The sequence below is a fragment of the Pseudomonas sp. PVC-3-1 genome, from assembly GCF_057444315.1.
The window spans coordinates 967715-984173 of record NZ_CM172023.1 but is presented as its reverse complement, the minus strand read 5'-3'; the positions used below and the strand labels follow the sequence as shown (position 1 = coordinate 984173).

Here is a 16459-nt window from a genome sequence, read left to right as displayed (position 1 = left end):
TCAGACGGTCAGACGCTTACGGCCCTTGGCGCGACGACGCGACAGAACCTGACGACCGTTTTTGGTGGCCATGCGAGCGCGGAAGCCGTGCACGCGAGCGCGCTTGAGGGTGCTGGGTTGGAAAGTACGTTTCATGATTCGGTACCTGGGTTTGACGACATGAGGTCGCAGTGACCCCGTTTAAAGAGACCGGCGATTCTAGTGAAATCAGGCGGTCAGGTCAATTTCCAACCAGACCCGGATACAAAATCTATAGAAAGGGAGGAAATCTCTTTTTTAAAGATTGAAACGATGATTATGTTTATGCAGGCCTTTGCCTGTGCATAAGTCTGCAAGCGCCTTTGAATAAGCGGCCTGGGTGGAATGATAAGCCTGTCGGGAAGTCGTGGGCTGCTTGTGTGGGGCCGGTTGGAAAGCTGGGTATGGAATGCGGGTTTTTCCACAGGGATTTTTTCCACAGAACGATCACCAGAGTCTTCCCCTGCCCCATCAAGCTGTTATCCACAAGGCTCAAGGCGCTATTAGCCGACCGCCGGTAAAATCATTAACACCTTGATTTTGCTTGTATCCCGGCTCGCTTAACTGTGGATAAGTTGGCCGGGCGCGGATACAATAGCCGCCTGTTTCGCTTTGCGACTTCTTTGGGGGATATCCGTGTCCGTGGAACTTTGGCAGCAGTGCGTGGAGCTTCTGCGCGACGAGCTGCCGTCCCAGCAATTCAACACCTGGATTCGACCTTTGCAGGTCGAGGCCGAGGGTGAAGAGCTGCGCGTCTACGCACCCAACCGTTTCGTACTCGACTGGGTCAATGAAAAGTACATGGGGCGCTTGCTCGAGCTGCTGAGCGAGCGCGGTAATGGGCAGATCCCGGCGATCTCGCTGCTGATCGGTAGCCGCCGCAGCCGTACGCCGCGCCCTGCCCTGGTACCTACGCCGCAGGTCAGCGTCCAGCCAGTCGCGCAACCAGTAGTGGCCCCTGTTGCCGTTGCTCCGGCGCCGGTGGCGATGTCCGTCGCCGAACCGCAGCTGATCCAGGCTGCGCCGGTGCAGGCCATCGCTGATCTTGACGAATCCAGCCCGGGTATCGACCCGCTGGCCGCCGCCATGCCGGCTGCTGCGGTGCGTACGGAGCGCAACGTGCAGGTAGAAGGTGCGCTCAAGCACACCAGCTACCTCAACCGCACCTTCACCTTCGAGAACTTCGTCGAAGGTAAATCCAACCAGTTGGCCCGCGCAGCGGCCTGGCAGGTAGCGGACAACCTCAAGCACGGCTACAACCCGCTCTTCCTTTATGGCGGCGTCGGCCTGGGGAAAACCCACTTGATGCACGCTGTGGGTAACCATCTGCTGAAGAAGAACCCCAATGCCAAGGTCGTGTACCTGCATTCGGAGCGCTTCGTCGCGGACATGGTGAAAGCGCTGCAGCTCAATGCCATTAACGAGTTCAAGCGCTTCTACCGTTCGGTGGACGCGCTGTTGATCGACGATATCCAGTTCTTTGCCCGCAAGGAGCGTTCCCAGGAAGAGTTCTTCCACACCTTCAACGCCCTTCTTGAAGGCGGCCAGCAGGTCATCCTGACCAGCGACCGCTACCCGAAGGAAATCGAAGGCCTGGAAGAGCGCCTGAAGTCACGCTTCGGCTGGGGTCTCACGGTGGCCGTGGAGCCGCCGGAGCTGGAAACCCGTGTGGCGATCCTGATGAAGAAGGCCGAGCAGGCCAAGGTCGAACTGCCGCACGACGCTGCGTTCTTCATCGCCCAGCGCATTCGCTCCAACGTGCGCGAGCTGGAAGGTGCGCTCAAGCGTGTGATTGCCCACTCCCACTTCATGGGCCGGCCGATCACCATCGAGTTGATCCGCGAGTCGCTGAAGGACCTGCTGGCCCTGCAGGACAAGCTGGTCAGCATCGACAATATCCAGCGCACCGTCGCCGAGTACTACAAGATCAAGATCGCCGACCTGCTGTCCAAGCGCCGTTCGCGCTCGGTGGCACGTCCGCGTCAGGTTGCCATGGCACTCTCCAAGGAACTGACCAACCACAGCCTGCCGGAGATCGGCGTGGCCTTCGGCGGTCGGGATCACACCACGGTGCTGCACGCCTGTCGTAAGATCGCTCAACTCAAGGAATCCGACGCGGATATCCGCGAGGACTACAAGAACCTGCTGCGTACTCTGACCACTTGACGCAGCCTCACGAGGCAAGGGACTAGACCATGCATTTCACTATTCAACGCGAAGCTCTGTTGAAACCCCTGCAACTGGTCGCTGGCGTTGTTGAGCGCCGCCAGACGCTGCCGGTTCTTTCCAACGTCCTGCTGGTCGTCGAAGGTCAGCAACTGTCGCTGACCGGTACCGACCTCGAAGTCGAACTGGTGGGTCGTGTCACGCTGGAAGATGCTGCCGAGCCGGGTGAAATCACCGTGCCGGCGCGAAAGCTGATGGATATCTGCAAGAGCCTGCCCAGCGATGCCGTGATCGATATCCGCGTTGATGAGCAGAAGCTTCTGGTAAAAGCCGGCCGCAGCCGCTTCACCCTCTCCACCCTGCCCGCCAATGACTTCCCCACCGTGGAAGAAGGCCCGGGCTCGCTGACTTTCAGCCTGGTGCAGAGCAAGCTGCGTCGCCTGATCGATCGCACCAGCTTCGCCATGGCGCAGCAGGATGTGCGTTATTACCTGAACGGCATGCTGCTGGAAGTTGGCGGCGGCACCCTGCGTGCTGTGGCCACCGACGGTCACCGTCTCGCCATGTGCTCGCTGAGCAACGGCGTCCCGGAAGCTCAGGATCGCCATCAAGTGATCGTGCCGCGCAAAGGCATTCTTGAACTGGCTCGCCTGCTCACCGAGCAGGACGGCGAAGTGTCCATCGTGCTTGGCCAGCATCACATTCGTGCGACCACCGGTGAGTTCACCTTCACTTCCAAACTGGTGGACGGCAAGTTCCCCGACTACGAGCGCGTACTGCCCAAGGGCGGTGACAAGCTGGTGCTCGGTGATCGCCAGGTTCTGCGCGAAGCGTTCAGCCGTACCGCGATTCTTTCCAACGAGAAGTACCGTGGTATCCGTCTGCAGCTCTCCAATGGCCTCCTGAAAATCCAGGCGAATAACCCGGAACAGGAAGAGGCGGAGGAAGAAGTGCAGGTCGACTACAACGGTGGCAGCCTGGAAATCGGCTTCAACGTGAGCTACCTGCTGGACGTCCTGGGTGTAATGGGGACGGAGCAGATGCGCATGATCCTCTCCGACTCCAACAGCAGTGCACTCCTGCAGGAAGCGGACAACGACGATTCTGCCTACGTCGTCATGCCGATGCGCCTCTGACGCGTATCGATGTCCCTTACCCGCCTTTCGGTCACCGCGGTGCGTAACCTGCACCCGGTGACCTTCTCCCCCTCCCCCCGCATCAACATCCTCTACGGCGAAAACGGCAGCGGCAAAACCAGCGTGCTGGAAGCCATCCACCTGCTCGGGCTCGCCCGCTCATTCCGCAGCATGCGTCTGCAACCTGTCATCCAGTACGAAGAACCGGCTTGCACGGTGTTTGGACAGGTGCGCCTGGGCAATGGCTTTGATAGCAGCCTGGGGGTTTCGCGAGATCGCCAGGGGGAGTTTCAGATTCGCATCGATGGCCAGAATGCGCGCAGCGCTGCCCAGCTAGCGGAGACCCTGCCGCTGCAACTGATCAACCCGGATAGCTTCCGCTTGCTGGAGGGCGCTCCGAAGATTCGCCGGCAGTTCCTCGATTGGGGTGTGTTCCACGTGGAACAACGCTTCATGATCGCCTGGCAAAGACTGCAGAAGGCCCTGCGGCAGCGGAACTCGTGGCTCCGACATGGTAAACTGGACGGTGCTTCGCAGGCCGCGTGGGACCGCGAATTATGCTCGGCGAGCGATGAAATCGACGCCTATCGACGGTCCTATATCCAGGCACTCAAACCCCAGTTCGAGCGTACCCTGGCCGAGCTGATCCAGATCGATGATCTGACGCTCAGCTATTACCGGGGATGGGATAAGGAACGCGAGCTGAGTGAAGTGCTGTCTTCCAGCCTGCTGCGCGATCAGCAGATGGGGCATACCCAGGCCGGGCCGCAAAGAGCGGATTTGAGAATTCGCCTGGGGGGGCACAATGCCGCGGAGATCCTATCTCGTGGCCAACAGAAATTGGTGGTCTGCGCTTTGCGGATTGCCCAGGGGCATTTGATCAACCAGGCCAAGCGCGGGCAATGCGTCTACCTGGTGGATGACCTCCCCTCCGAATTGGATGAGAAGCATCGGTTGTCATTGTGCCGGCTTCTCGAAGATCTGGGTTGCCAGGTATTCATCACCTGCGTCGACCCGCACTTATTGAAAGACGGCTGGCAAATGGAAACGCCGGTGTCGATGTTCCACGTGGAACATGGGCGCGTCTCTCAGGACACTACCATCGGGAGTGAAGAATGAGCGAGAACACCTACGACTCTTCCAGTATCAAGGTACTGAAGGGGCTGGATGCCGTACGTAAGCGTCCAGGCATGTACATCGGTGACACCGACGACGGCACTGGCCTGCACCACATGGTCTTCGAGGTCGTGGACAACTCGATCGACGAAGCGCTGGCGGGCTACTGCAGCGAGATCAGCATCACCATTCACACCGATGAATCCATCACCGTGCGCGACAACGGTCGCGGCATTCCGGTGGATATCCACAAGGAAGAAGGGGTCTCCGCGGCCGAGGTCATCATGACCGTCCTTCACGCCGGCGGTAAGTTCGACGACAACAGCTACAAGGTATCCGGCGGCCTGCACGGCGTGGGTGTCTCGGTTGTGAACGCCCTCTCCCACGAGCTGCGCCTGACCATTCGCCGTGAAGGCAAGGTCTGGGAACAGGTTTATCACCACGGCGTTCCGCAATTCCCGCTGCGCCCGGTGGGCGATACAGATGGGTCGGGTACCGAAGTTCACTTCAAGCCCTCCCCGGAAACCTTCCACAATATCCACTTCAGCTGGGACATCCTGGCCAAGCGGATTCGCGAGCTGTCCTTCCTCAACTCCGGCGTCGGCATCGTCCTGCGTGACGAGCGTGCTGGCAAGGAAGAGCTGTTCAAGTACGAGGGTGGCCTGCGCGCTTTCGTCGAGTACCTGAACACCAACAAGACCGCGGTGAACCAGGTCTTCCACTTCAACTGCCAGCGCGAAGAAGACGGCGTCGGCGTGGAAGTCGCTCTGCAGTGGAACGACAGCTTCAACGAGAACATCCTCTGCTTTACCAACAACATTCCCCAGCGTGACGGCGGTACCCACCTGGCGGGCTTCCGCTCCGCCCTTACCCGTCATCTGAACAACTACATCGAGCAGGAAGGCCTGGCGAAGAAATTCAAGATCGCCACCACGGGTGACGACGCCCGTGAAGGTCTGACTGCAATCATTTCGGTGAAGGTGCCGGATCCTAAGTTCAGCTCGCAGACCAAGGACAAGCTGGTTTCCTCGGAGGTGAAGACTGCCGTGGAACAGGAGATGGGCAAGTACTTCGCCGACTTCCTGCTGGAGAACCCGAACGAAGCCAAGGCCGTGGTCGGCAAGATGATCGACGCTGCCCGCGCCCGTGAAGCCGCGCGCAAGGCCCGTGAGATGACTCGCCGCAAGGGCGCGCTGGACATCGCCGGTCTGCCGGGCAAGCTCGCCGACTGCCAGGAGAAGGACCCCGCCCTCTCCGAACTGTACATCGTGGAAGGTGACTCCGCGGGCGGTTCTGCGAAGCAGGGCCGTAACCGCAAGACCCAGGCGATCCTGCCGCTCAAGGGCAAGATCCTCAACGTCGAGAAAGCTCGCTTCGACAAGATGCTGTCCTCCCAGGAGGTCGGCACGCTGATCACCGCGCTGGGCTGCGGTATCGGTCGCGAGGAGTACAACATCGACAAGCTGCGCTACCACAACATCATCATCATGACCGATGCTGACGTCGACGGTTCGCACATCCGTACCCTGTTGCTGACCTTCTTCTTCCGTCAACTGCCGGAGTTGGTCGAGCGTGGCTACATCTATATCGCTCAGCCGCCGCTGTACAAGGTGAAGCGCGGCAAGCAGGAGCAGTACATCAAGGACGACGTGGCCATGGAGGAATACATGACCCAGTCGGCCCTTGAGGAAGCCAGCGTGCACGTCAACGAAAGCGCCCCGGGTCTGTCCGGAGAAGCGCTGGAGAAGCTGGTTAACGAATATCGTGGTGTCATGCGCACCCTCTCCCGCCTGTCCCGTCTGTACCCGCAGGACCTGACCGAGCACTTCATCTACCTGCCGCGCATCGAGGCCGACAAGCTGGGTGACCAGGCCACCATGCAGGCCTGGATCGAGCAGTTCCAGGCGCGCCTGAAGGCGGTGGAGAAGTCCGGCCTGACCTACAAGGTCAGCCTGCGCGAAGACCGCGAGCGTCACCTGTGGCTGCCGGAAGTCGAGATGGTTGCCCACGGCCTGTCGAACTACGTTACCTTCAACCGCGACTTCTTCGCCAGCAACGATTACCGCGCGGTAACCGAACTGGGCAGCAAGCTGAACAGCCTGCTGGAAGATGGCGCGTACGTGCAGAAGGGTGAACGCAAGAAGAGCGTCAGCAGCTTCAAGGAAGCTCTCGACTGGCTGATGACCGAAGGCACCAAGCGCCACAGCATCCAGCGATACAAAGGTCTGGGCGAGATGAACCCGGATCAGCTGTGGGAAACCACCATGGACCCGAACGTGCGTCGCATGCTCAAGGTAACCATCGAGGATGCCATCGCGGCCGACCAGCTGTTCAATACCCTGATGGGCGATGCCGTGGAGCCGCGCCGCGACTTCATCGAAAGCAACGCCCTGGCAGTGTCCAACCTGGACGTCTGACCTGCAGGCAAAAAGAAAGGGCCCTTCGGGGCCCTTTTCTTTTGCTTCGCAGAAATGCTCAGGAGGCTTCGGCGACTGCTTGAGGTGTAGCTTCCGGAGGCAGCTCGCCCATGTCGCGCAGGGTCTGCACGACCCAGTTCTCGGCACGCTGGTTGAGCTCGGTGATGGCGCGTGCGCCCTCTCCTTCTGCGTACATCGCCGGGCCGATTACTACCTGGATGGTGCCGGGATATTTCGCCCAGCCGTTCTTCGGCCAGCAGTGTCCGGCGTTGTGGGCAATCGGCAGCACCGGCAGGCTGGCGTTGACGGCCAGGGAGGCGCCACCGCGGGAGAACTTTCCGATCTGCCCGGTGGGCACGCGGGTGCCTTCGGGGAAGATCAGGACCCAGGCGCCCTTCTTGAGACACTCATCGCCCTGCTTGGCGATCTGCTTGAGGGCCACCTTGGGCTGCTCGCGATTGATGGCGATGGGTTTAAGCAGCGCCATGGCCCAGCCGAAAAAGGGCACGAACAGCAGTTCGCGTTTGAGTACCAGAGCCAGCGGCTCGAAGTAACCGGTGAGGAAGAAGGTCTCCCAGGTGCTCTGGTGTTTGGCGAGGATCACGCAGGGCTGGTCGGGGATGTTCTCCACGCCCTTGAGTTCGTAGCGCACACCGACCATCCAGCTAGCGAGCCAGACGGCGAATTTGCACCAGGCCTGGGCAATGAAACGGTAGCGCGCGCGGTACGGCAGGAATGGCGCGATCAGCAGGCTGAGGGTGCCCCAGACGAAGGCGCTGGACGACAGCAGCAGGTAGAAGAGTACGGTTCTGATGGCCTGCACTATCGACATGGGGGATGGGTCCTCAGGAAAGAAGTTGGTCGGCAACTGCCGCCAGATCGTCGAATACCAGCGTGCCTTCGGGCAACGGTTTGGTCAGGGTTCGCTCGCCTTTGCCGGTTTTTACCAACACGGGCTGACAATCGACGGCCAGCGCGGCGTCCAGGTCACCCCGGCTGTCACCAACGAACCAGGTGCCACGCAATTGCGCGCCATAGTGCTGGGCGATCTGCAGCAGCATACCGGGTTTCGGCTTGCGGCAGTCGCAGCCCTCGTCGGGACCATGCGGGCAGTACACGACCAGCCCGAGTTCACCGCCCTGCTCCGCCACCAGTTCGCGCAGGCGCTGGTGCATGCTTTCCAGGGTGGCCAGGTCGTAGTAGCCCCGGGCGATGCCTGACTGGTTGGTGGCCACCGCAACGGTCCAGCCGGCCTTGCTCAGGCGGGCAATAGCTGCGATCGCGCTGGGGATCGGAATCCACTCGTCGAGGGATTTGATGTAGGCGTCAGAGTCCTGGTTGATGACGCCGTCGCGGTCGAGGATCAGTAGCTTCATGCTGGGATATGTCAGGGCTTCATGAGTCGGAAATGAAAAAGCCGGGAGTTCATGACGGCGAACCGTTGCGAACTCCCGGCTTTCAGGTGGGCATCAGCCCAGCAGCGAGATATCGGCGACGCCGAGGAACAGCCCGCGCAGCTTGGCCAGCAACGCGTACCGATTGGCCTTCACGGCGCTGTCGTCCGCGTTGACCAGCACTTCCTCGAAGAAGGCGTCGACCGGCGTGCGCAGGGCCGCCAGCTGGGCCAGGGCGGCGCGATAATCGCGAGCCGCGGCCAGCGGGGCTACTTCCGCCTCGGCGTTCGCCACGGCGCTGCCAAGGGCCTTCTCGGCGGTCTCGGCGAACAGACCGGCGTTGACGGCGGCAGGTACCTCGCCTTCGGCTTTGGCCAGGATGTTCGACACGCGCTTGTTGGCGGCGGCCAGGGCGGCTGCTTCAGGCAACTGACGGAAGGCCTGCACCGCTTGTACGCGCTGGTCGAAGTCCAGCGGAGCGGTCGGCTTGAGCGCGCGCACGGCCTGATACACGGCGACGTCCACGCCCTCATCCTCGTAGCGAGCACGCAGGCGGTCGAAGACGAAGTCTTGCACCTGTTCGGACAGGTTTTCGGCCTTCACCTTGTCGCCGTACTGGGCTACGGCCACGCCAATGGCGTCGGCGAGGTCCAGGTCCAGTTGCTTCTCGATGAGGATGCGCAGCACGCCCAGGGCGGCACGGCGCAGGGCGTACGGGTCCTTGCTGCCGGTGGGGAGCATGCCGATACCGAAGATGCCGGCCAGTGTGTCGAGCTTGTCGGCCACGGCCACCGCGGCACCGGTCAGGGTGCCTGGCAGTTCGGCGCCGGCTCCACGCGGCATGTACTGTTCGTTCAGAGCCAGGGCGACGTCCTTGGCCTCGCCACCGGCGGTGGCGTAGTAGTAACCGGCGATGCCCTGCATTTCCGGGAACTCGCCGACCATTTCGGTGGCCAGGTCGCACTTGGACAGGATGCCGGCGCGGGCGGCGTTGCTCGCGTCACCGCCAATGCGCTCGGCAATGTAGGCGGCCAGCTTGGAGACACGCTCGGCCTTCTCGTACACGGTGCCGAGCTGGGCCTGGAACACCACGTTCTTCAGGCGGTCGTTGAAGGCCTCCAGCGGCTGCTTCTGGTCCTGCTTGAAGAAGAACTCGGCGTCGGTCAGGCGTGGGCGCACGACCTTCTCGTTGCCGGAAATGATTTGCTCCGGTGCCTTGCTCTCGACGTTGGCCACGGTGATGAAGCGCGGCAGCAGCTTGCCGTTGGCGTCCAGCAGGCAGAAGTACTTCTGGTTGTCCTGCATGGTGGTGATCAGGGCTTCCTGCGGCACGGCGAGGAAACGCTCCTCGAAGGAGCACACCAGCGGCACCGGCCATTCGACCAGCGCGGTTACTTCGTCCAGCAGGTCGGCGGGGACGATCGCGCTACCCTTCTGCTCGGCGGCCAGTTCGGCGACGCGCTTGGCGATGATCTCGCGGCGCTCGGCGAAGTCGGCCAGCACGTGGGCGCTGCGCAGGTCTTCCAGGTAGTTGGCCGGTGCAGAGATGCGCACGTTGGCCGGATTGTGGAAGCGGTGGCCGCGGGATTCACGGCCGGCTTTCTTGGTGAGGATTTCGCAGTCGACAACGTCATCGCCGAACAGCATCACCAGCCACTGGGTCGGTCGCACGAACTCTTCGCGGCGAGCAGCCCAACGCATGCGCTTGGGAATCGGCAGCTCATTCAGCGAGGTCTCGACGATGCCCGGCAGCAGGCCAACGGCCGGCTGGCCGGCGATGGTCTGGCTGAATTTCAGCTTCGGGCCACTCTTGTCGATCTGTTCCAGGTCAACGCCACACTTCTTGGCGAAGCCCAGGGCGGCCTGGGTCGGGTTGCCGCTGGCGTCGAAGGCAGCCTGCAGCGGCGGGCCGTCGAGGTTCACAGTACGGTCGGGCTGCTGCACGGCGAGTTGGTCGATCTGCACGGCCAGGCGACGCGGCGCGGCGTAGCAGCGCGCAGCGGCGTAGGTCAGGCCGGCGGCCTTCAGGCCTTTCTCGATGCCGGCCAGGAAGGCCTCACCGAGGCTTTTCAGTGCCTTGGGTGGCAGCTCTTCGGTGCCCAGTTCGACGAGGAAATCCTTCGCGCTCATTATTCGGCCTCCTTCAGCTTGGCCAGTACTTCGTCACGCAATGCGGGGGTGGCCATCGGGAAGCCGAGGCGGGCGCGGGCCTGCAGGTAGCTCTGCGCCACGGCGCGGGCCAGGGTGCGCACGCGCAGGATGTAGCGCTGACGCTCGGTTACCGAGATGGCGCGGCGGGCGTCCAGCAGGTTGAAGGTGTGCGAGGCCTTGAGGACCATCTCGTAGGTCGGCAGCGGCAGCTGCAGCTCGATCAGGCGGTTGGCTTCGCTTTCGTAGAAGTCGAACAGCTCGAACAGCTTCTCGACGTTGGCGTGCTCGAAGTTGTAGGTCGACTGTTCCACTTCGTTCTGGTGGAACACATCGCCGTAGGTGACCTTGCCGAACGGGCCGTCGGCCCAGACCAGGTCGTACACCGAGTCGACGCCCTGGATGTACATGGCCAGGCGTTCCAGGCCGTAGGTGATCTCACCGGTGACCGGGTAGCACTCGATGCCGCCCACTTGCTGGAAGTAGGTGAACTGGGTGACTTCCATGCCGTTCAGCCAGATTTCCCAGCCCAGGCCCCAGGCGCCGAGGGTCGGCGATTCCCAGTTGTCCTCGACGAAACGGATGTCGTGCACCAGCGGGTCGATGCCGATGGCTTGCAGCGAGCCCAGGTACAGCTCCTGGAAGTTTTCCGGGTTGGGCTTGAGGACCACCTGGAACTGGTAGTAGTGCTGCAGGCGGTTGGGGTTCTCGCCGTAGCGGCCGTCAGTAGGGCGGCGGCTGGGTTGCACGTACGCCGCGTTCCAGGTTTCCGGGCCCACGGCGCGGAGGAAGGTGGCGGTGTGGAAGGTGCCGGCGCCTACTTCCATGTCGTAGGGCTGCAGCACCACACAGCCCTGATCGGCCCAGTATTTTTGCAGGGCGAGGATCAGGTCCTGGAAGGTGGGCACGGCGGGCGTAGTCTGGCTCACGAATTTCACCTGTGCTGGATATGCGACTAAAACCCGGCAGTATACCCCAAGGCGCTTACGGCTTGGGCCTCACAGCGCTTTCCAGGCGCCCGGCGGAAGTTCACGAATCGACAGGAAAATCCACCGATGACTGTATTTTCATACAGTGGATTGTCTATAGTCGGACTTTCCCTGTCAGGACGACCGCCATGCCCCGCTGCTTCTGGTGTAACGACGACCCGCTGTACATCGCCTACCACGATGCCGAATGGGGCGTGCCCCAGCGCGATCCCCGTGCACTGTTCGAGATGATCATCCTCGAAGGCGCCCAGGCGGGCTTGTCGTGGATTACCGTGCTGAAGAAGCGCGAACGCTACCGCGAGGTGCTGTTCGGCTTCGACCCCGAGCGCCTGGCACGCATGACCGACGAAGAGATCGAGGAGCGCATGCAGGACCCGGGCATCATCCGCAACTTTGCCAAGCTCAAGGCGGCGCGGCAGAACGCCCAGGCCTGGCTGAAGCTGGAGGACCCGGTGAAATTCCTCTGGTCCTTCGTCGGCGGCCAGCCCAAGGTCAACCACTTCAGCGAACGCGGCCAGGTGCCGGCGGTGACGCCGGAGGCGGAGGCCATGAGCAAGGCGCTGCGCAAGGCCGGTTTCAACTTCGTCGGCCCGACCATCTGTTACGCCTTCATGCAGGCCACCGGCATGGTGATGGACCACACCGTCGACTGCGACCGTTACGCTGAGCTGACTCGCGCCTAGGGCAATGCCCTGGCCAGGGTGACGGCCAGCCACGGCCCTCTGGAGCGACCGGCGAGCGCTGACCAGTACCAGGCCGAGGTATCGGAGAAGGACTGTCCGTTGGCGTCCTCGATGTAATCGCAGACCTGCAGCTTCACGCCGCCGCGTGTGACGATGAAGCAACGCTGCAAACCCTCGGCTGCCACGCGCTTGCGCAGTTGTGTCTGCTCGATGCGATAGCCGATGGCGCGGAAGCAGTCTTCGGCCGGATGCAGCTTGCGTGTCGGCTGCAACACCTGGCGCAGCACGATGCTGCGCTGGCCATCGGTGAAACGGCCGAGCTGGCCGGGAAAGTCTACGGCGAAGCGTTGCTCCACCGCTGACAGCGCCAGCGGCCGCAACAGACGACCTTCGAACTGCGTGGGCCATTCGTGAGGTGCGCTCACCCGCGCGGAAGCGCTCGGCGACCCTAGCAGCGGCCAGATCATCGCCAGCAGCAAGGCGCTCAGCACGATTCCCTGGATGCTTGCGGATGCCGGCAGGCACGCCGATTGGCCCAGCGCCGGCACCTCGAACGAACCCCGCCCGATCACCCGCAGAATCATCCCGCACACCGCCGCGAACACCAGCAAGCCAACACCTTCGTGCGCCCAGCCGGGAAGCCCGCTCGCCCCGCTTTCGCCCCAGACCAGCAGGGTGTTGCGCAGGATATTGCCGCCCAGCACCAGCATGCCCACCAGCGGCAAGCGGCGCAGCAAGAGACGGTCCGGCAGCCGCTGCCAGGCCGCCAGCAAGCAGGCAGTGAAGTAGCCGACCCAGGCCATCTGGATACCCGAGCAGGGTGCATCGACCATCACCGACTGGCCATCGATCAGCAGCGCACTGCCCTGCCGCTCCACCGTCCAGGGGCCGAGGCGCAGCAGCCAGGCGCTGACCTCGGCGGTGATCACCCGCAGCGGGTAGCCGACGAAGAACTGCAGCGAAGACAGCAACGGCAGCGACAGTACGCCCAACCCCAGCCCGGCCAGCCAGGGTTGGCCGGGGGCGCGCAGACTGTGTATCACCAGCAGCAGCGCCAGCACCGAGAGCAGCCCGCGCAGCAGTGGCGGCAGGATCGATTGGGAAAGCGCGCCGACGATCAGCAGCACCGCTGCACCACCCAGCCAGCGCAGTCGCGGTTGCGTGAGCAGGCTGAGGCGGTCGCGCCAGAGCAGCAGCCCGAGCGCCGCCAGCGCGATGATCCCCAGCGGATCATCCGAGCCATCACCGAGCCGCCGCGCCGCCCACAGCCAGCTCGGCCAGGCCGCCAGCGCGGCGAACAGCAGCCAGCTCCAGCCGGGCAGACGACGGATCATGCAGCCTTCCTCCGCCACCACCAGCCGCCCAGCGCGGCCAGCAGCAACATGGTCCACACGCCTGGCTCCGGTGTGCCGGGCACGTTGCTGCCGACAGCGCTGTTGCTCACGCCCTGGGGCAGCGGCAGTGGTTGATTGACTGTCCTGCTCGCCTGCGGATCGGGATTGCGCACCTGCTGGTCGACGGCGATGAACGAGGTGTAAGGCGTCAGCAGCTGGTACTTCAGGCCGAGATCAAGGATCTGCGAGCTGAACTCGAAGCCACCGTCCAACGCCTCCTGGTCCATCAGGGAGGCGAGGCGTTGGCGTGCCCACAGGTGGGCGAGCGCACCGCCATTGTCAGTGAAGTTGTCGGCGCTGATCGGCAGCCGTACCTGGAATGGGCCATCGGCAGCGTGGGCGTCGAGGCGCAGTTCGCCGCGTGGCTCGCCTTTCCATTTGCCGAACAGCACCAGCGGACGGTTGGCGAAGAGGTCGGGCAGTTGCCGGGGCTCGACATCGTAGACCTCCAGCCCTTCGAAGCTCGCGTGAATACCTTGCAGCAGCGGGCTGTCGATCATGCGCCGCAGGCGCTCGGCCTGCTGGCCGGCCGATGTCCTGTCAGTGACGATGAAGGGCTCGCCCTGCCCTGCCCGCGCCAGGCCTTCGATAAGGCTGCGGTTCACCGAGGTGCCGATGCCGAAGGCAAACAGGTTGGCCTTGTTCAGGTTCTCGCGCACCAGTTGGTAGGCGCTGCTTTCCACGGTGACGAAGCCGTCGGTGATCACCACGAAACTGCGCGAACGCTCCGGGTCGGTGGGCATCGCCAGCGCGTCGCGCAGGGCTGGCATCAGCTCGGTACCGCCTGCGCCCTGCTCGCCGTCGAGCATGTCGGTGGCGCGGCGGATGTTGGCCGGCGTGGCCGCCAGGGAAGTGTCGGCGAGCTTGCGGTTGTCGCCGGAGAACAGCAGCAGGTTGAAGGTGTCGCTTGGGCGCAGGCGGCCGATCAGGTCGCGCAGCAATGCCTTGGTGGTGTCCAGTGGGAAGCCATTCATGGAGCCGGACACGTCGACGATGAACACATAGTCGCGCGGCACGATGAGCCTGGCATCCGGCGCGCGCGGCGGCGCGACCATGGCGAGGAAGAAGTTCTCCTGTGCGCCGCGCGACAGCAGCAGGCCGCTTTGCACCTGGTCGCCGCCCAGACGGTAGTCGAGGATGAAGTCGCGGTTGTTGCCGGCGGTCTCGTCGGTCGCGAGATGGATGCTGGCGCGCTGGCCGTGGCGCTGGATGTCGACAGGGTGCGAGGGCGACGCGATCTCGCCGATCTGCACCGGCGCCAGTAACTCCACTTGCAGGGCGAATTGCGTGTCTGAGGCTTGGCCCTGTTGCAGGTAGGGCGTCGAAATCCAGGGCTGGTTGCCGGTACCGGAAGTGCCTTTGCCGTTGTAGCGCGGGCCGACCACGCTGGGGAAGACGAATTGGTAGCGCCCGTCGGTGGGCACCAGCAGTTCGCTGTAGCGCAACTCCACCTGCACCACGTCGCCGGGCAGGATGTTGGCGACGTTCATCTGGAACACGTTCTCGCGCTCCTGCTCCAGCAACGCGGCGGTCTTGCCTGCGCTCCTGGCCTGCTGGTACTCGGCCTGGGCCTTCTGCTTCTCGCGGATCTGCGCCTGGATCACCCGCTCGCCCAGGCGCACGCTCATTCCATGGACGGCGGCGCGGGTCGAGGCGGGGAAGACGTAACGCGCCTCCAGCGGTGTCTTGCCCTGGTTGCGGTATTCCTGGGTCACCGTGACTTCGGCGATATTGCCCAGCACGCGGGCATCTACGCGAGTCGCCTTGAGCGGCAAGGCGTCGACGGATGCATCGGCGTTCTCGACGAAGAAGTAGGGACTGGCGCTGCTATCGCTGGCAGGACGGTCGTCGGCAGCCAGCGCCGCCAGGCTGGCGCTTGTTGCCAGCAGCAGGCAGCACAGCCGTGCAAGGAAGGTTGGGGTACGCATCGCGGGCCTCCGGGCCTGTGGATCGAATGGCCGCAGGTTGCGCGCGCGCCGTGGGCGCAATGTGCTCGCTGGGTGGAGATTGTGTGGAGCCTCGATGGCGCCCGAAATGCCGGCGCGAGCGGCTACAATGGCCGCCATCTGCTTGAAGGAGTTTTCCGTGGAGAAATTCAAGGGCGCACTGGTGGTGGGCTTCCTGCGGTTGTTCGCCATGCTGCCGTGGCGCGCGGTGGGCGCATTGGGCGCGGGCATTGGCTGGCTGATGTGGAAGCTGCCCAACCGCTCCCGCGAGATCGTGCGGATCAACCTGTCGCATTGCTTTCCCGAGCTGTCCGCAGCCGAGCTGGAGAAACTCGTCGGCCAGAGCCTGATGGACATCGGCCGCACGCTGACCGAAAGCGCCTGCGCCTGGATGTGGTCACCGCAGAAGTCGCTGCAGTACATCCGTGAAGTCGAAGGCATGGAGGTGCTGGAAGAAGCGCTGGCCTCCGGCGACGGCCTGGTCGGCATCACCAGCCACCTGGGCAACTGGGAAGTGCTCAACCACTTCTACTGCTCCTACGCCAAGCCGATCATTTTCTACCGCCCGCCGAAGCTCAAGGCGGTGGACGATCTGTTGAAGAAGCAGCGCGTGCAGCTGGGCAACCGTGTCGCGCCGTCGACGCCCGAAGGCATCAAGAGCGTGATCAAGGAAGTGAAGAATGGCGGTTGCGTCGGCATTCCCTGCGACCCGGAGCCGGACCTGGGCGCGGGCCTGTTCGTACCGTACCTGGGCACCACCGCGCTGACCAGCAAGTTCGTACCCTCGCTGTTGTCACGCGGCAAGGCCCGTGGCGTGTTCTTCCATGCCGTGCGCCTGCCCGATGGCAGCGGCTACAAGGTGATCCTGGAAGCCGCGCCGGCGGACATGTACGACAAGGACATGGAAGTGTCGGTCGCCGCACTCAGCCGCGAGCTGGCCAAGTACGTGCGTGCCTATCCCAGCCAGTACATGTGGACCATGAAGCGCTTCAAGAAGCGGCCGGAAGGCGAGGCTCGCTGGTACTGAATCCATCCGTGACGGTGTTGCCGGC

General features: G+C 63.2%; 12 protein-coding genes and 1 pseudogene. 6 read left to right on the top strand and 7 right to left on the bottom strand.

What is annotated here, in order from left to right; translation table 11 throughout:
- On the bottom strand, window positions 1-135 hold the full coding sequence (gene rpmH, locus AC2T4A_RS04725) for a 50S ribosomal protein L34 (RefSeq protein ID WP_003100258.1): 135 nt from the start codon (window positions 133-135) through the stop codon (window positions 1-3).
- A 519-nt stretch (window positions 136-654) separates the two neighbouring features.
- Here rpmH and dnaA point away from each other — a divergent pair.
- The 4 genes and pseudogenes from dnaA to gyrB all read left to right on the top strand — a co-directional run bounded on the left by dnaA (window position 655) and on the right by gyrB (window position 6853).
- On the top strand, window positions 655-2184 hold the full coding sequence (gene dnaA / locus AC2T4A_RS04720; protein WP_416744136.1) for a chromosomal replication initiator protein DnaA: 1530 nt from the start codon (window positions 655-657) through the stop codon (window positions 2182-2184).
- A 29-nt stretch (window positions 2185-2213) separates the two neighbouring features.
- Window positions 2214-3320 carry a DNA polymerase III subunit beta gene (gene dnaN, locus AC2T4A_RS04715; protein ID WP_478376939.1) on the top strand — a complete coding sequence of 369 codons (1107 nt, stop codon included), beginning with the start codon at window positions 2214-2216 and terminating at the stop codon, window positions 3318-3320.
- Between the two features lie 9 nt (window positions 3321-3329).
- Window positions 3330-4432, top strand: a pseudogene (gene recF / locus AC2T4A_RS04710) (DNA replication/repair protein RecF).
- Window positions 4433-4435: 3 nt separating this feature from the next.
- The gene (gene gyrB / locus AC2T4A_RS04705; RefSeq protein ID WP_416744132.1) at window positions 4436-6853 is read left to right on the top strand and encodes a DNA topoisomerase (ATP-hydrolyzing) subunit B; all 2418 of its coding nucleotides are present in this window, start codon (window positions 4436-4438) and stop codon (window positions 6851-6853) included.
- A gap of 58 nt (window positions 6854-6911) precedes the next feature.
- On the opposite strand, the gene AC2T4A_RS04700 is transcribed toward gyrB, so the two are convergent.
- The 4 genes from AC2T4A_RS04700 to glyQ all read right to left on the bottom strand — a co-directional run bounded on the left by AC2T4A_RS04700 (window position 6912) and on the right by glyQ (window position 11324).
- Window positions 6912-7685, bottom strand: a complete 774-nt coding sequence (locus AC2T4A_RS04700; protein ID WP_416744130.1) for a lysophospholipid acyltransferase family protein — start codon at window positions 7683-7685, stop codon at window positions 6912-6914.
- Window positions 7686-7698: 13 nt separating this feature from the next.
- Complete coding sequence (gene gmhB / locus AC2T4A_RS04695) at window positions 7699-8229, bottom strand: D-glycero-beta-D-manno-heptose 1,7-bisphosphate 7-phosphatase (protein ID WP_486742830.1); 531 nt, start codon at window positions 8227-8229, stop codon at window positions 7699-7701.
- 93 nt (window positions 8230-8322) lie between these two features.
- Window positions 8323-10377 carry a glycine--tRNA ligase subunit beta gene (gene glyS / locus AC2T4A_RS04690; RefSeq protein ID WP_486742829.1) on the bottom strand — a complete coding sequence of 685 codons (2055 nt, stop codon included), beginning with the start codon at window positions 10375-10377 and terminating at the stop codon, window positions 8323-8325.
- Entirely contained in the window at window positions 10377-11324 is a 948-nt protein-coding gene (gene glyQ, locus AC2T4A_RS04685) for a glycine--tRNA ligase subunit alpha (RefSeq protein ID WP_081518980.1), read from the bottom strand. The genes glyS and glyQ overlap by 1 nt, the downstream gene beginning before the upstream one ends.
- 188 nt (window positions 11325-11512) lie before the next feature.
- Between glyQ and AC2T4A_RS04680 the strand changes: the two genes are divergently transcribed.
- Window positions 11513-12067, top strand: a complete 555-nt coding sequence (locus tag AC2T4A_RS04680) for a DNA-3-methyladenine glycosylase I (RefSeq protein ID WP_416744125.1) — start codon at window positions 11513-11515, stop codon at window positions 12065-12067.
- On the opposite strand, the gene xrtQ is transcribed toward AC2T4A_RS04680, so the two are convergent.
- On the bottom strand, window positions 12064-13401 hold the full coding sequence (gene xrtQ / locus AC2T4A_RS04675; protein WP_486742828.1) for an exosortase Q: 1338 nt from the start codon (window positions 13399-13401) through the stop codon (window positions 12064-12066). The two genes, AC2T4A_RS04680 and xrtQ, sit on opposite strands and share 4 nt — an antisense overlap.
- Window positions 13398-15389: a VIT and vWA domain-containing protein gene (locus tag AC2T4A_RS04670; protein WP_486742827.1), complete on the bottom strand. Its 1992-nt coding sequence runs from the start codon at window positions 15387-15389 to the stop codon at window positions 13398-13400. The genes xrtQ and AC2T4A_RS04670 overlap by 4 nt, the downstream gene beginning before the upstream one ends.
- Window positions 15390-15546: 157 nt before the next feature.
- Between AC2T4A_RS04670 and AC2T4A_RS04665 the strand changes: the two genes are divergently transcribed.
- Window positions 15547-16434 carry a lysophospholipid acyltransferase gene (locus AC2T4A_RS04665; RefSeq protein WP_486742826.1) on the top strand — a complete coding sequence of 296 codons (888 nt, stop codon included), beginning with the start codon at window positions 15547-15549 and terminating at the stop codon, window positions 16432-16434.
- Window positions 16435-16459 lie beyond the last annotated feature (25 nt).

What these genes read in the sequence shown, in the direction of transcription:
- AC2T4A_RS04680 (WP_416744125.1), top strand. Translation starts at nt 11,513, where the DNA reads ATGCCCCGCTGCTTCTGGTGTAACGACGACCCGCTGTACATCGCCTAC.
- xrtQ (WP_486742828.1), bottom strand. Translation starts at nt 13,401, where the DNA reads ATGATCCGTCGTCTGCCCGGCTGGAGCTGGCTGCTGTTCGCCGCGCTG.
- gmhB (WP_486742830.1), bottom strand. Translation starts at nt 8,229, where the DNA reads ATGAAGCTACTGATCCTCGACCGCGACGGCGTCATCAACCAGGACTCT.
- glyS (WP_486742829.1), bottom strand. Translation starts at nt 10,377, where the DNA reads ATGAGCGCGAAGGATTTCCTCGTCGAACTGGGCACCGAAGAGCTGCCA.
- AC2T4A_RS04700 (WP_416744130.1), bottom strand. Translation starts at nt 7,685, where the DNA reads ATGTCGATAGTGCAGGCCATCAGAACCGTACTCTTCTACCTGCTGCTG.
- dnaN (WP_478376939.1), top strand. Translation starts at nt 2,214, where the DNA reads ATGCATTTCACTATTCAACGCGAAGCTCTGTTGAAACCCCTGCAACTG.
- gyrB (WP_416744132.1), top strand. Translation starts at nt 4,436, where the DNA reads ATGAGCGAGAACACCTACGACTCTTCCAGTATCAAGGTACTGAAGGGG.
- rpmH (WP_003100258.1), bottom strand. Translation starts at nt 135, where the DNA reads ATGAAACGTACTTTCCAACCCAGCACCCTCAAGCGCGCTCGCGTGCAC.
- AC2T4A_RS04670 (WP_486742827.1), bottom strand. Translation starts at nt 15,389, where the DNA reads ATGCGTACCCCAACCTTCCTTGCACGGCTGTGCTGCCTGCTGCTGGCA.